Source organism: Sphingomonas sp. SORGH_AS_0870 (genome assembly GCF_031453175.1).
GTDB lineage: Bacteria > Pseudomonadota > Alphaproteobacteria > Sphingomonadales > Sphingomonadaceae > Sphingomonas.
Genome location: NZ_JAVIYW010000002.1, coordinates 2,498,371 through 2,512,776 on the forward strand (window position 1 = coordinate 2,498,371; position 14,406 = coordinate 2,512,776).

The following is a 14,406-nucleotide window of genomic DNA, read 5'->3' on the forward strand; positions in this document are numbered from 1 at the left end:
CAGATGGCCACATTCGACCGCCTGCTCCGCCGTTCACGCCTCCATCGACGGGGCGGTCAGCGAGATGGTCTCCGCGAGGAGCGGCACATCCTTGAACACGGCGAAGCTGCTGGGCGTGTTCGGCATGACGGGGAAGTTGAAATTGCACTGGGGGCAGGGTTCGGCGAGAACCTTCTGCTCTTCCTGCAGCTCGAACGCCTTGTCCTCGACCAGCCCGCAATTGGGGCATACGCGGAGAAGCCGCGTGTTGGTCAGTTCGAAATTGGTGATGATGTCTTCCATGATCGCACCACGCGCCGCCCATGCCTTGGCGTGCTTGTGGTAGGTCGCCTGGTGCCAGTCCTTGAGCGCCGCGCGGTTCACCCAGAAGCTGACCTCGTTGAACCAGGTCGGGTCTTCGGGATGGACCCACCACGTCAGATGGAGGAAGCCGGGCAGCTTCATCAGGTGATTGCGCGTATCGGCGAAAATGACCTTGAACTTCTCGTATCCGTCCGGGCTGGAAAAGCGCACACGCTGCATACTGAGATAGATGGACATGGGATTCTCCGCTCAATGAGTCCAGCCCGATAAGCTGTGCGGTGAGGATGAAGAGCGACTTGGCCAGTCGGTAGGGCCAGTATAGCGGAAGATGATGGTGCCAGATGCCGACGGCTCTATCATTGGCGCGACCGTGCGATAGGATCGGTGCAGCTGGGGTAGCGAAGGCACGCCTGACGATGACGATGAACCTGATCATTCGTATCGACCGCGAAGACGAGCGATCGCTGCAGGTGCAGATTTACGAGGCGGTGCGCGACCAGATCCTGCAAGGCACATTGGCCGCGGGCAAGCGACTGCCCTCGACGCGCAGCATGTCGGACCAGTTGGGCATCGCCCGCAACACCGTGACGCTGGCCTATGAACGCCTCGCCGCAGAGGATTATATCACCTCGCGGGCCAAGGCGGGCATCTTCGTCAACGACCGGCTGCCCGACGCGACGGTCCTGCTGCGCAATGGCCATTCGTCGGTTCAGCCCAGCCGCAAGCGGCTCCGGTTGGGCAAGAATCCCAGTTTTTCCGGGCGGGCGCCTCGATTGTGGCACGAGAGGCGATCACGGCCGCAGTTCGATTTCTTCGTCGGGCGGCCGCGCCCCGACAGCTTCCCGACCAGCTTCTGGCAACGCACGATCGCGCGGCATCTCGCTTATGCCCATGGCATCCAGACCGAATATAGCGATCCGCGTGGACTGGCCGCGCTGCGCGAAGCGATTGCGGCGCATCTGGGCGAAACGCGCGGGATGGAAGCCAGCGCCGATCAGATCATGGTCACCTCCGGCATCCAGGGGGCGCTCAACCTGCTCGCCCGCATCTTCATCACCGATCGTACGAAGGCGAGCGTGGCGGTCGAGAATCCCTGTTACCAGGGTGCGGCCTTTCTCTTCGGCAGCTATGGTGCCAGCATCCGTCCGATCGACGTCGACGAACAGGGTATCGTCGTCTCGCAACTCGAAAGCTTCATGGGCAATCTCGTCTATGTGACGCCGTCCCACCAGTTTCCGACCGGCTGCACGCTCAGCCTCGACCGGCGGCTGCACCTTCTCGACTGGGCCTACCAGACGGGCAGCTATGTCATCGAGGATGATTATGACAGCGACTTCCGCTATGATGGACCACCGCTGACCGCACTCGCCGGATTGGATCGCCGGGGCCACGTCATCTATCTCGGCACCTTCTCCAAATCGATCGGCGCGGGACTGAGAGTGGGTTATGCGGTCATGCCGCGTCATCTTCTCGATCAGGCGCGGTTGGTGAAGACATTGACCGACCATGGCGCACCATGGCTGGAACAGGCGGTGATCGCGGACTTCCTGAAGGAAGGCGCGTTTCTCCGCCATCTGCGCCGGATCCGCCGGTCCTATATGGGCGCGCGAGACCAAGTGATCCGGTCGATCGAAGAGCATTTCCCCGGCGGCGTGCTGATGGGGCGCGAATGCGGGATGCACATGATGTGGACGCTGCCACCCGATCTCCCCGCCGCGAATGACATGCAGCGTATCGCGCTGAACTGCGGCGTCGGCCTGTATCCGTTCGCGGGCGCCGCGACGCAGGAATATGGCAATCCCGGCCGCTTTCGCGAACGCTCGCTTGTACTCGGTTATACCGGGTTGTCGGAGGAGGCGATCCGCGAAGCCTTTACCCGTGTCGCCACCGTCGTCGGCCAGCGGTGCTAGGCCGCCCCAACTGGTACCACTCTTAAGGCCGGATTTGGCTCTAGGGGATGGACCGAAAGCTTCTTAGGCTTCCTGAAATTCCTCGACGTTCCCTTCGCCCAGGTGGCCGACGTCGACGACAATGCAGGAGGATGGGATATGCCCGGTTACCGGCTTCTGATCGACGGTCATTTGGTCGATGGCGCGGATAGGATGGAGGTCATCAACCCCGCGACCGAGGAAGTGCTGGCCTTATGCCCGCGCGCCTCGGCCGGGCAGTTGGATGAAGCGGTTGGGGCGGCGAAGCGGGCCTTTCCGGCCTGGGCGAAGACCCCGATTGCGGAGCGACGCGCGCTGATCCTCGATCTTGCCGATTGCATGGAGGTGCATGCGGAAAGCCTGGCGCGTCTGCTCACTCAGGAACAGGGCAAGCCATTGAGCGAAGCCACCGCCGAGATCGCCTACAGCATCGCCTTCATTCGCCAGCTCGCGACCCATGACCTGCCGGTCGGGGTGCTGGAGGACAATGACAGCCGCCGGGTCGAACGGCATCGTCGCCCGCTGGGGGGGGTGGGGGCTATCATTCCGTGGAACTTCCCGGTGCTGATCGTCGCCTTCAAACTGCCTTTGGCGCTGCTGGCGGGCAACACGCTGGTCATCAAACCGGCACCCACCACGCCCTTGTCCACGCTGCGCCTGGGCGAGATGATGGCCGGGATCTTCCCGCCCGGCGTGGTTAACGTCATCACCGACCAGAACGACCTGGGCACCCGTCTGACGTCGCATCCCGATATCGCGAAGATCAGCTTCACCGGATCGACCGCGACCGGTCGGAAGGTGATGGAGAGCGCAGCGGCGTCGATCAAGCGCCTCACGCTGGAACTGGGCGGCAATGACGCGGCGATCGTCCTGCCCGATGCCGACCCGGTGAAGGCGGCGACGGGCATTTTCGGCGGCGCATTCCTGAACGCCGGACAGGTCTGCATCGCCATCAAGCGCGTCTATGCCCATGCCGACATCTATGATGCGCTCTGCGCGGAACTGGCCAAGCTCGCTGAAGAAGCCGTGGTCGATGATGGGCTGAAGCAGGGCGCACAGATCGGGCCGCTCCAGAACCGGGCGCAATATGACAAGGTGAAGGCGATCATCGAAGCGGCGCGATCGGATGGCACGATCATCGCCGGGGGCGAAGTGCTGGACCGGCCGGGCTATTTCATCCGCCCGACCATCGTGCGCGACATCGAAGACGGTGCGCGGCTGGTGGACGAGGAACAGTTCGGCCCCGTGCTTCCCGTCATCCGCTATGACGATCCCGAAGACGCGCTGGCACGCGCCAATGCGTCCGATATGGGGCTGGGCGGCTCGATCTGGTCGTCCGACCGCGATGCGGCGCGTGATCTCGCCATGCGCATGGAGGCGGGCACGGTCTGGATCAACAAACATCTCGATTTCGGCCCGACCATTCCGTTCGGCGGCGCGAAACAATCGGGTCTGGGCGTCGAATTCGCGGAGGAGGGATTCCACGAATTCACGCAGGTTCATGTCATCAACGAGGCGAAGGCCTGACCGGCCATGGCATAGGCCGCAAACAGGATCGATACCGGCGGTCACGACCTTCATGGCCGCCTATAACTCAAGAGGCTCAGCGGCCTCCTACCCTACGAATACAACCTAGGGCCGATAATGCCTTTCCCTCCCTCGCCCCTCGCAGAGGGGAGAGGGTTGCGCAGACTTGGTCTTTGCGAAAGCAAAGGCCTAGTTGGAAATGGGTGAGGGGTGGGCGCTCGCTTGGCGAGCGCGCGAGCCTTTGGGCTCGCTCAACCCCTCACCCAAGCTACGCTAGCCAGCAGGCTGGCAAGCTTCGCTAACCCTCTCCCCTGTCCAGGGGAGAGGGGAAGAAGAAGCAATCCTGAATGTCGATCGGCCTTAAAAGTCTGTACGTCAGAGCAAGACCGGTTCATCGTCGATCCGATCCATCAGATGCCGGGACGGAACACTTAAGCGTCGACTACGCCAAGACGACTTGATGCCATCCGCGTTTCTGCGATGCGCCATGCCCGCTCATCGTCCACATCGATCCATCCCAGATCGCTGCAATCCGTGATGCCAGCGGCCCGGTCGATTGCCAGGCACCGCATTCCCTCGGTGAGCGAGGGCCTGTCCAATCCGCGGAGCGCGTCGAAAAGGCCCTTGCCGACCTTGAACACCCCCGTATCGAAGCAATCATAGAGGGCGAGACCCTTGCCGATGCCGACCAAGCGGTCGCCCTCCGTCTGAACGCACGTCACGTCGTCAAGATCGATCCAATCGCTATCGATCCGACGGTCGATCCCGAGCGACGCGCCACCGCCCGTATCGGCGGCGGCCATTCGCCGATAAAATGCTGGCTCGACCAGATGGTCGCACATCGCCAGGATCGCCTCCTCACCGCCCAGCAGCGGTTCGGCCGCCAGCAATGATGAGCCATTGGGATGCCGATGATCCTTCACCCGTACTGTTTCGACCTCGATCGGCCAGTCCTGCGCCGCGACATAGGCTTCGATCGTCTCTGCCTCATAGCCGACGACCACGACCGTTCGCGCCAGCCCTGCCTGCGCCATACCGCGCACGGCATGGGCAAGCAGTGTCCGCCCGTCGACCAGGCAAAGGGGCTTGAGCGGGGCGACAGCGCGAAGGCGGGAGCCTTCGCCTGCCGCGAGAACAATACCGGTCTCGATCATTCCGCCGCTTCGGCAATGAACTCATCGACCGCCTGGGCCGCAAGGTCATCGGTCATCTGGAAACGCGGATGCTTGCAGAAATATGCCGATGCCGCGTCGATCGGCCCCGCCAGACCGCGATCCTTCGCCAGCTTGGCGCACCGGATCATATCGATGGCGACACCGGCACTGTTCGGGCTGTCCTCGACGGACAGTCGCAACTCCAGGTTCATCGGCACGCCACCGAACATCGTCCCTTCCATCCGCAGGAAGCAGATCTTGTTGTCGTTCTGCCAGGGCACATAGTCGGACGGGCCGATATGAACATTGTCGTCATGCAGCCGCTCCGCAGCGACCGACTGCACCGCCTCGGTCTTCGAGATTTTCTTGGAGGCGAGGCGGCGATGATTGGACATGTTCAGGAAGTCGGTGTTGCCCCCGGTGTTGAGCTGATAGGTCCGCTCCAGCTTGACGCCCCGCTTGGCAAACAGATCGGTCAGCACGCGATGAACGATGGTGGCACCAAGCTGCGCCTTGATGTCGTCGCCAATGATCGGCACGCCAGCCTGGGTGAAGCGTTCCGCCCATATGGGATCACTCGCGATGAACACGGGAATATTGTTCACGAACGCCACACCCGCCTCGAGCGCGCATTCGGCGTAGAACTCGCTGGCGGCCTGCGAACCCACCGGCAGATAGTTCATCAGCACATCGGTCTTGGTCTCGCGCAGGGCGGCGACCACTTCTGCTTTGGACGCCTCCTTTTCATGCGCGAGCAGGAATGTCCGGTTGTCGTCATAATCCGACATATGTTCGGCGACGCCGTCAAGCACATGCCCCATCCGTACCTTGGTCCCGGTGGCAGGCACGGTTTCGCAAAAGACGGTGGTGCAATTGGGCTTGGCGAAAATCGCCTCCGATACGTCCTTGCCGACTTTTCGTTGATCGACGTCCCAAGCCGCGACGACGCGGATATCGCTCGGCTTATACCCGCCAAGGTCCCAATGCATGAGCCCGACGGTCTCATTTGCGCCCTCGCGATAATAGGAAAGCCCCTGCACGAGAGAACTGGCGCAGTTTCCTATTCCAACGATAGCAATATTAATGGCCGACATTATGTCTTATTCCCTCTTATTTGCCAGAAAAGGATCTGCCGGTACTGCACTCAGACGATTTTCGACGATGCGGTGCTGGAAAAGTCCGAAGATGAGGATGACGTTCAGTGGGATGAGTTCAAACCACCAGAACAGGCGGGGATTGGCGAAAAGGCAGGCAAGGAAAATCGCGTAGACCCGCACATTGGCGGACAACAGGCTCATCAGCCGCATAGGCCCAACGGCCTGGGCGGCATATCTTGCCGCAAACTCCGAGGGCGCATGGTGCTGCCCCAGCACATGATCGAACCGCGCGGCGACGCGATCCAATAGTCCCCAGCAAAGGTCATAAAGTCGAACCAGCTGATTGCGGCTCGGGGCAGGAGGGACGATCATCGCCACCGCATTGCGGCGACGGTGAAAGCGGGCTCGCTCGCTCTCGTACATGTTGGATTGGACCATGTGCGCAATGCCTGCCGCCACGGCCAGCGCCCAACCTTCAAATGTGCCAATCGACAAGGCCAGAGAAACATAGATCAGGATGAAGACGCCATGATCGCACAACCCGTCCAGCACGCGCCCCAGCGGACTGGCGGTGCCCGTGGCCCGAGCGATCATCCCGTCCAGGCCGTCGGCGACAAGCCAGCCGACCGACAGCAGCAAGCCGACCAAGGCAAAAGGCCACATTTCCCACTGCGTATAGGCCAGCGCCGCCAACGTGCCCAAAGCCAGCCCGGCCAGCGAAACGGCATTGGCCGAAATTCCGCGCGCAATGAACCAGGGCAAAAGAAAGCGCGCCGCTGGATGAATAATCCAGAGATTTGTCGGATCTTCTATCCGGCGGTCCCGTGACATGTCGGGGATGGTGAGCGTCATCAAATCGTAATGTATGGACTAAGGCCTACGAATAGCAAGCGATTTGCAAAGGGCCTGCCACGCGTCCATTCAGGCCGGTGGGCGTGACGGGCTTGCATCCGCCGAAATGCGCAAAATCAACGTGCTAGGCTCGAAATTCCTTGCTGTGAGCGAGGACCGCATGCCTGGGCTCGGCTTCCCAAAAGACCGGTTATGCCGGTCATGCCGTCGAACGATCCTCCATGCCCGGCTCGACTATCGCATCCCCGTCGCTCTCGACCGTCACGGGAATGGATTTGGCGGCGGGCGTCTTGCTGCCCACGGCATAATGCCACACCGGCATCAGGACGTTGCACTCGGGATAATAGCCGCCGATGCATCCGACCGGAATGTCATAGGCGACGACGATCATCCCCGACAAATGCCGGTCGACCCCGTCATCGGCGACGGTGCGCAACGTCACCGCCTGTCCGACCTTCAGGCCCCGGCGTTCGATGTCGGAGCGGTTCATCAGCACGATGTTGCGGATGCCGTCGATCCCCCGGAAACGATCGCTATAGCCATAGACGGTGGTGTTGAACTGGTCGTTGCTTCGGAGTGTCATCAACCGCAGCACGTCATGGCCGACGTCCGGCATATCGAGGTCTTCGTCGAGTGCCTCAGGCGTGACGAAATTGGCGCGGCCGGTATCGGTCTGCCATTCGCGCCGCTTGGCCGGCAGGTCGCGCTGGAAGCCGCCGGGCTCCCACATGCGTGTTTCATAGTCATGGAAATTGTCGGGGAGCGTATGGGCAATCTCCCGCCGGATCTCGGCATAGTCGGTCATATAATCGTCCCACCGCACCTTGGGGTTGGGCTCGAACACCTGTTTGGCGAGTTCGCATAGCAGCCGGATCTCGCTGATGAGATGCGGAGAGGCCGGCGTGCGGATTCCGCGATTGCCGTGTACGCAGCCAGACGTGTCTTCCATCGACAGCGCCTGCTGCCCGGCCGCCGTCTCGTCTATCTCCAGTCGCCCGATCACCGGCAGGATATAGCTGATCTCGCCGGGAAGCAGGGCGGTACGGTTGAGCTTGGTCAGGACGTTGACGGTCAGCCGCATCCGCCGCCAGGCAGGCTCCATCCGACCCTGGTCCGGGATGGCGCGGGCGAAATTGCCGCCCAGCATGAAGAATGCCTTCACCCGTCCTTCGAGGATCGCCTCGCACGCCTCGACCGTGTTGTACCCCGCCTCGCGGGGTGGCTCGAAGCCGAATTGCTCACCCAGCCGGTCGAGCGGGAAAAGCTCGGGCTTTTCCGTGATGCCGACCGTCCGTTGACCCTGGACATTGCTGTGGCCGCGCACCGGACAGATGCCCGCGCCGGGGCGTCCGATGTTGCCGCGCATCAGGAGGAGGTTGACCAGCATCTGCACCGTCTCGACCCCCGCACGGTGCTGCGTCAGGCCCATGCCGTAAATGCCGATGGTCGACGGCGCACGGGCATAGATGAGTGCCGTCGCTTCGAGATCGGCACGGTGCAGTCCGGAACGCCGCTCCAACACGTCCCAATCCTGCGCCCGCAGCCAGTCGGCGAAGCGCGCGAACCCATGCGTGTGCTCGTCGATAAAGGCGAGGTCGAGGATCGGCGGCTCACCCGCCGCCAGGGCATCGTCGTGCAGCGTCAGCACCGCCTTGCAGATGCCCGCGATCGCGGCCAGATCGCCGCCATTCTTGACCTGATGATAGTCCGAACTGATCCGCGTGTCCTTGCCGGTCAGCATCTCGGTCGGCGACTGGGGGTTCAGGAACCGCTCCAACCCCCGCTCGCGAAGCGGGTTGAAGGTGATGATCGGCACCCCGCGCTGGCTGGCTTCCTGAAGCGGATGCAGCATGCGGGGCGAGTTGCTCCCCGGATTCTGGCCGAAGAACATCAGGCAGTCGGTCTTGGCGAAGTCCCCCAGATCGACCGTACCGACGCCCTGGCCGATACTGGCGGGCAGCGCGACCGAGGTCGTTTCGTGGCACATGTTCGAGCTGTCGGGCAGGTTATTGTTGCCATAAAGCCGGGCGAACAACTGATAGAGATAGCTGCCTTCGTTCGACAACCGGCCGGAGCTGTAGAAGACGGTGCCGTGTTGCTTGTCGTCCACCGCGCGAAGTTCGCGGGCGATCTCCTCGATGGCATGGCCCCAGGATACCGGCACATATTTGTCGGTCGCGGGATCATAGCGCAGCGGATGGGTCAGCCGCCCCGGCTGCTCCAGATGATAATCGTCCCACCCCAGCAATTCGCTGACCGTATGTTCGGCGAAAAAGGCGGGCGTACAGCGGTGAGCGGTCAACTCCCACGCCACTGCCTTCACCCCGTTCTCACAGAACTCGAAGGGGAGCGGCGTAGCCGGTTTGACCCAGGCGCAACTGTTGCACTGATAGCCGTCGACCTTGTTGTGGCGCGACAGCGCGATGCTGGCGCTGCCGAGCACGCCCTCCCGGCGCAGGATATTGCCGACCGATCGGGCCGATCCCCACCCGCCGGAGGGGAGGCGATACGGCTTATAAGTGGCTTTCATCGGGCATCTCCGGCCGGGGCGGCGGGCGTTTCCTTGCGAAACATTCGCCGGGTCCTGTCGTTAACCCTGTAGCGGCGGCGGCTATCCCAGATTTAATCTAAGATACGGATTTAAAAAGGAGAAATGCCATGACGGTCGGTCGCGACTATATGTTGAAAAAGACGACGGGCCCTTCGGCCCCGAAATATTTCATCGACACGCAAATTGTGCCGCGACTGGTCAACGCCGTCGGTCGAGGGGAGGTGTTGCTCGACCGTTCGGCTGTCCGCCTTGGTATCCGACCCTCGGTGCTCGTCGGCGGGGCCGCGTGTGTCGTGGCAGGGCTGCTCTGGAATACGCGGCGCGGTCAGTCAGGGACGACGGATCAAGCGTAGCACAGCTGATCGGCAGGGTGATCCATATCGGAAGCGGGAACTCCGGTTGCCCAGCCACTTCCCTGAAAACCCCGGTTTTGCTTGTCCGGTCGGCTAAATCTGCCATCCGCCTCCCAAAGCCAGGAACAGCTGGACCTGGTCCGCCGCCAGCCGGCTGTCCGCCGCCGCGAGCGTCTGCTCTGCGCCGATCAGCGTGCGTTGGGCATCGAGGACGGACAGGAAACCCGTGCGCCCCGCTTTGAACAGCCGTTCGGCATCGGTCGCAGCGCGAGCGGACTGATCGCGGGCGGCGGTTAGGGCCGCACGGCGATCCAAGTCCCGAGCGTAAATGGTCAGGGCGGTTTCGGTCTCGCGCAACGCGGCCAAAACCGTCCCGTCGAACTTGGCATAGGCGGCGTCGGCGACCGCCTGCGCGCTGGCAATGCGGGCTCGGACCCGTCCACGGTTCGGAAACTCCCAGCTGATCAGCGGGCCGAGCGAGAACTTATAGGTGTCGCTGCCGAGTGCGTTGCGCAGCAGGCCGACCGAGCCCACCGAAGCGCCAAGGGTGATGCGCGGATAGAGTTCCGCTTCCGCGACCCCGATCCTGGCGGTGGCGGCGTGCAATTCCAATTCGGCCCGGCGCACGTCCGGACGACGTTGCAGCAGGGCCGCGCCATCGCCGATCGGAATGGCCCGGTCGAGACGGGGCTCCTGCGTACAGGCCGCGACCTGACGGTCGAACTCGGCAGGCGGGCGGCCGGTCAGCGTCGCCAGCCGGAACAGCGCGACCTGCTTGGCCCCGAGCAAGCTCGGCAAGGTCGCGCGGACCTGTTCCTCCTGCGCCCGCGACCGGGTCGCGTCGAGCGCAATGCCGCGTCCGGCGCGGATCAGCCGCTGCGTCAGGGTCGTCGTGCGCGCCTGGAGAGCCACCGCCTGCTGCGCGATGCCGATCTCCCGCCCCGCGGCACAGGCATCGAGATAGGCGCGGGTCGTATCCGCCACGACGGTCGCGCGCGTCGCGTCATAGGCGGCCTGGGTCGCTGCGACATCCGCACCGGCCGCTTCGACGGCGCGTCGGATCTGCCCGGCAAGGTCGACCTGATAGGAGATACCCGCCCGCGCCGAATAGACGAAGGATGAGGGCAGGGGTGCGCCGGGCAGCAATTCCTCCTCCGCCGATCGCTGGGCATAGCCGGGCGCGGCCTCGATCTCGGTCCTTGGCTGGCGAGCCTGCTCGGCAAGGCCGAGCGCGGCATTGGCGCGTGCGATATTGGCGCTGGCGACGCGCAGGTCCGTGTTATGGGCAAGCGCGTCCTCGACCAGTCGGTCGAGCACCGGATCGCTGTACAGCTTCCACCAGTGATCCGGCAGCGGGGCAGGGGTGAAGGCCGCGGAAGAGCCGCTGACAAAGCCGCCCGTCGCACTGGGGCGCTCCGCGATGGCCGTGGCGGGCCTGTGATAATCGGGCCCCGCCGCTGCACAGCCCGCAAGCAGAGCCGCCATGAGGGCAGGGGCAAGCGGGTGGCGCCTCATGCCCGTACCCCCTTGGGCCGAGCCGGTGCCGCCGACGGCAATATCTCGACGGTCGCGGTTCGGCCGACGACCAGCGCGATCCCGGCGGGCAGATGATCGATGGTGATGCGGACGGGGATGCGCTGCGCCAGCCGGACCCAGCTGAAGGTCGGGTTCACATTGGCGAGCAGATTCGCGCCCGAATTGCGATCGCGATCCTCGATGCCGCCAGCGATGCTCTGCACATGCCCCGCAATGGTCGATTTTTCACCCATCAGGCGGATCTGCACGGGATCGCCGACATGGATGCGGGGCAGCTTCGTCTCCTCGAAATAGCCGATAATGTGGAGCGAACTCCGGTCGATGATCGCAAATTCGGGGTGACCGGCACTCGCATAGTCGCCTGGGCGAAGCTCCAAATTGGTGACCGTGCCGGCGACGCTGGCGCGCACCATCGTCCGGGCCAGGTTGAGGCGGGCGGTGTCCAGCGCCGTGCGGGCCTGCGCCAGCGAAGCATCGAGCTGGGCGACCTTGGCCATGCTCTGTTCGCGGACTTCCCCGGCGACCAGATCGCCCAGCGACTGGTTGCGTCGGGCCTCGCGTCGCGCCTGAGCAAGCTGCACCTGCTGGGCGGCGACCGCCGCCTGCGCCTGCGCCACGGCCAGTCGGTAACGCGGCCGGTCGACCTCGAACAACGGCGTGCCGACGGCCACCTGCTGGTTGTCGCGGACGAGGACCGAGGTGACCAGCCCGGACACATCGGGCGCCACCTGAACCACATCGGCGCGAACCCGGCCGTCGCGGGTCCAGGGGTCTTCCTCATAATGCGCCCATAGCCGTTGCCCGGCGAACCCGGCGAGGGCGACGACCATCAGCGTCACGGCGACGCGCAGAAATGCAGTCTTCTTCATTTCACTAACCGAAAAGAGCGGCCACATCGCCGCCGTTGAGGAGCGCGGCGAAGCCCGCCCAGAGGAGAATGGTAAGCGCCACGTCGAACAGGCCGCGATGCCAAACGAAGCGATACAGTCGCAGCCGCCCCAGCACCCAGGCGATCGCTTCCGCGGCGACGAATGCCAGAATGGCGGCGATCAACAGCGGGTGGACATAGACCCCGGCAAGATCGACTTCCCCCGTCATGCCGCTTCCTTCCGCATTTCCCAGGGAGCCGCCCCCGGAAAGAAGTTGCGACGCAGCCCGGTCAACGCGGCAAGCTCGTTCCACCGGCTTTCGGAAACCGGCAGGTCGATCGCGGAGGCGATGGCGGCATCGATTCGGGCGAGCAGGGCGGATGCGGGTATCGCCGTCGTGTCGGGGTCGCCGTTGCGGAAATGCACGGCGATCTCGTTGCGCAACGCGGCCAGCGCTGCGTTATCGTCGCTCCCGTCCGGCGCCAGCTGGGCCACATTCACCCCGACCCGCAGATCGCGCAGCGTCGCCATGGCGACATCGCGGTCCGCCTGGTCGACATCGCCGACCCGCGCTGCAAGGAGCCCCACCCGGTCGAGCATCCGGCTCTTCCAACTGGCGATGGCGAGGCTGGACGGACCGGACGCGAGATCGGCCAGTTCGCGCCAGCCTGCACGGCGCAGCCGCCGAACGGCCGTTCCCGCGCCAAGGCTGCGAAAGACACGCGTCGCAAAGATCGCGGCCGCCACGCCGACCAGCTGGGCGATGCTGCCATTAAAAAAACCAACGGCATCGGCGGAGAAATTGTTGGTCAACGCCAGGCCTCCCGCGATGCCGATGATCATCGGCATCATCCGGCCATACCAGTGCGGCAGCGCGAGCAGGGCACCGGCGATCAGGAGCATCGGGGCCAGCACCAGCGCCAGCATCTCGAAGCTGTGCACCAGCGGCAGCAGCGCAAAGAGATAGAGGGCGGTCAGCGGCAGCGAGACAGCGGTCCAGATCAGGAAACCACGCTGGGCCGGAACCGGATCGTCCATCGTCGCAAAGAAACAGCATACGACGGCCGCGATCATCGCCGCCACCGCTCCCTCGGGCCAGGCGGCGACGATCCAGAAAGCGCAACATCCCAGGATCGCGATCGCGGTCGCTGCGGCGGAGAGCGCTGCCAGCGCATAGTCCCGGTGGAGCGGGCGGCGCTGCCGCTCGCGCAGCAGGGCCCGGACGGGCTCGGGCATCGGGGTGTCGGGCGCGGTCGCCTGCACGGCGACATGTCGCGCCGTGTCGAGCGCCACGACCAGTTCGCCGAGACGGGCGAGCAGATTGGCGGTCAGCAGGCTGCCCCATGACCGCATGGGCTCGTCGGCCGCCAACGCGGCGCCGCGCGCGACGAGGGCGGCAGGCGCGGCACTGTCGGGCTCTCGGACCCAGCGCCGGACATCGTCAATCAGCGCCGCGACGGGGGCGGGAAGGGCGTGCAGGACCGAAAGGCTGCGTATGCGGTCCTCCACGGCGGAGACGAGCGGGACGAGGAGAACCAGCCGATCCTGCAACGCCGCCAGTACCGCCGTGGTCGGTCGCTGCGCGTCGGTATCGAACGGCACATGCGTGGCCATGACGTGAAGTTCGGTGACGTCTCCGGCCAGGCGGCGTCGCTTCGCATCCGTATGGGCCAGAGGCTCCGGCGCGAGTGAGTCGACGATCCAGCTTTCCGCCTCGCCCATCACGGCCTGGATGCGCGTGCGGAGCAGGGCGGTGACGCTGCGCGGCCAGACGACCGCGTGGACGATGGCGGCACAGGTCACGCCGATCCCGATTTCCTGGGCGCGCAGCACTGCTACCTGGAAAATCGCCTCCGGGTGGGTGACGCTGGGAAACCCGACGAGCGCCGCCGTATAGCCCGCCAGCATGAACAGATAGGATCGCGGCGTACGGTCGAGCAGCGAGACGAACTGGCAGCCCGCAACCCAGAGCGCGAGCGCAAGCGACAGCAAGATCGGCGCGTTGACCAGCAGGGGTATCAGCACGACGGTGGCGCTGGCCCCGACGATCGTCCCGAGAAGGCGGAACACGGCCTTGGATCGCACCGCGCCAGTCAGCGGCTGGCTGGTGATATAGACAGTCGCCATGGCCCAGAAGGGGCGATCCAGCCCGAGCCGGAACGACACGAACAGCGCCAGCATCGCCGCCACGAAGCAATTGGCGGAAAATACCGCCTGCCGCACGCCGATCCGCATG

12 protein-coding genes are annotated in these 14,406 nt (G+C 64.3%); 3 read left to right on the forward strand and 9 right to left on the reverse strand.

All coding sequences use genetic code 11. The features are described from left to right. Window positions 1–33 precede the first annotated feature (33 nt). Window positions 34–540: an antibiotic biosynthesis monooxygenase gene (locus tag QE363_RS11635; protein ID WP_307098714.1), complete on the reverse strand. Its 507-nt coding sequence runs from the start codon at window positions 538–540 to the stop codon at window positions 34–36. Between the two features lie 179 nt (window positions 541–719). Here QE363_RS11635 and QE363_RS11640 point away from each other — a divergent pair, with 179 nt between their 5' ends. Both QE363_RS11640 and QE363_RS11645 read left to right on the forward strand, forming a co-directional pair. Next, on the forward strand, window positions 720–2,213 hold the full coding sequence (locus QE363_RS11640) for a PLP-dependent aminotransferase family protein (RefSeq protein WP_309695385.1): 1,494 nt from the start codon (window positions 720–722) through the stop codon (window positions 2,211–2,213). A gap of 138 nt (window positions 2,214–2,351) precedes the next feature. Next, entirely contained in the window at window positions 2,352–3,758 is a 1,407-nt protein-coding gene (locus QE363_RS11645; protein WP_309695386.1) for an aldehyde dehydrogenase family protein, read from the forward strand. Window positions 3,759–4,189: 431 nt separating this feature from the next. Here the strand turns inward: QE363_RS11645 and QE363_RS11650 are convergent, their stop codons facing one another. From QE363_RS11650 to QE363_RS11665, 4 genes are all read right to left on the reverse strand, one after another. Further along, a complete protein-coding gene (locus QE363_RS11650) occupies window positions 4,190–4,912 on the reverse strand; it encodes an NTP transferase domain-containing protein (RefSeq protein WP_309695388.1) in 723 nt (240 codons plus the stop codon). Next, a complete protein-coding gene (locus QE363_RS11655) occupies window positions 4,909–6,006 on the reverse strand; it encodes an inositol-3-phosphate synthase (protein ID WP_309695390.1) in 1,098 nt (365 codons plus the stop codon). The genes QE363_RS11650 and QE363_RS11655 overlap by 4 nt, the downstream gene beginning before the upstream one ends. Before the next feature lie 6 nt (window positions 6,007–6,012). Then, window positions 6,013–6,861: a CDP-alcohol phosphatidyltransferase family protein gene (locus QE363_RS11660; protein WP_309695392.1), complete on the reverse strand. Its 849-nt coding sequence runs from the start codon at window positions 6,859–6,861 to the stop codon at window positions 6,013–6,015. A gap of 199 nt (window positions 6,862–7,060) precedes the next feature. Beyond that, entirely contained in the window at window positions 7,061–9,391 is a 2,331-nt protein-coding gene (locus tag QE363_RS11665; RefSeq protein ID WP_309695394.1) for an FdhF/YdeP family oxidoreductase, read from the reverse strand. A gap of 128 nt (window positions 9,392–9,519) precedes the next feature. Between QE363_RS11665 and QE363_RS11670 the strand changes: the two genes are divergently transcribed. Then, complete coding sequence (locus tag QE363_RS11670) at window positions 9,520–9,765, forward strand: hypothetical protein (protein WP_309695395.1); 246 nt, start codon at window positions 9,520–9,522, stop codon at window positions 9,763–9,765. Between the two features lie 93 nt (window positions 9,766–9,858). On the opposite strand, the gene QE363_RS11675 is transcribed toward QE363_RS11670, so the two are convergent. Genes QE363_RS11675 through QE363_RS11690 form a run of 4 tightly spaced genes read right to left on the reverse strand, consistent with a single transcriptional unit; the run spans window position 9,859 to window position 14,405 of the window. Beyond that, window positions 9,859–11,280 carry an efflux transporter outer membrane subunit gene (locus QE363_RS11675; protein ID WP_309695397.1) on the reverse strand — a complete coding sequence of 474 codons (1,422 nt, stop codon included), beginning with the start codon at window positions 11,278–11,280 and terminating at the stop codon, window positions 9,859–9,861. Further along, complete coding sequence (locus tag QE363_RS11680) at window positions 11,277–12,170, reverse strand: efflux RND transporter periplasmic adaptor subunit (RefSeq protein ID WP_309695399.1); 894 nt, start codon at window positions 12,168–12,170, stop codon at window positions 11,277–11,279. The genes QE363_RS11675 and QE363_RS11680 overlap by 4 nt, the downstream gene beginning before the upstream one ends. A gap of 4 nt (window positions 12,171–12,174) precedes the next feature. Further along, the gene (locus QE363_RS11685; protein WP_307098731.1) at window positions 12,175–12,399 is read right to left on the reverse strand and encodes a DUF1656 domain-containing protein; all 225 of its coding nucleotides are present in this window, start codon (window positions 12,397–12,399) and stop codon (window positions 12,175–12,177) included. Next, window positions 12,396–14,405: an FUSC family protein gene (locus QE363_RS11690; RefSeq protein ID WP_309695402.1), complete on the reverse strand. Its 2,010-nt coding sequence runs from the start codon at window positions 14,403–14,405 to the stop codon at window positions 12,396–12,398. Before QE363_RS11690 ends, QE363_RS11685 begins: the two co-directional genes overlap by 4 nt. Window position 14,406: the final 1 nt, after the last annotated feature.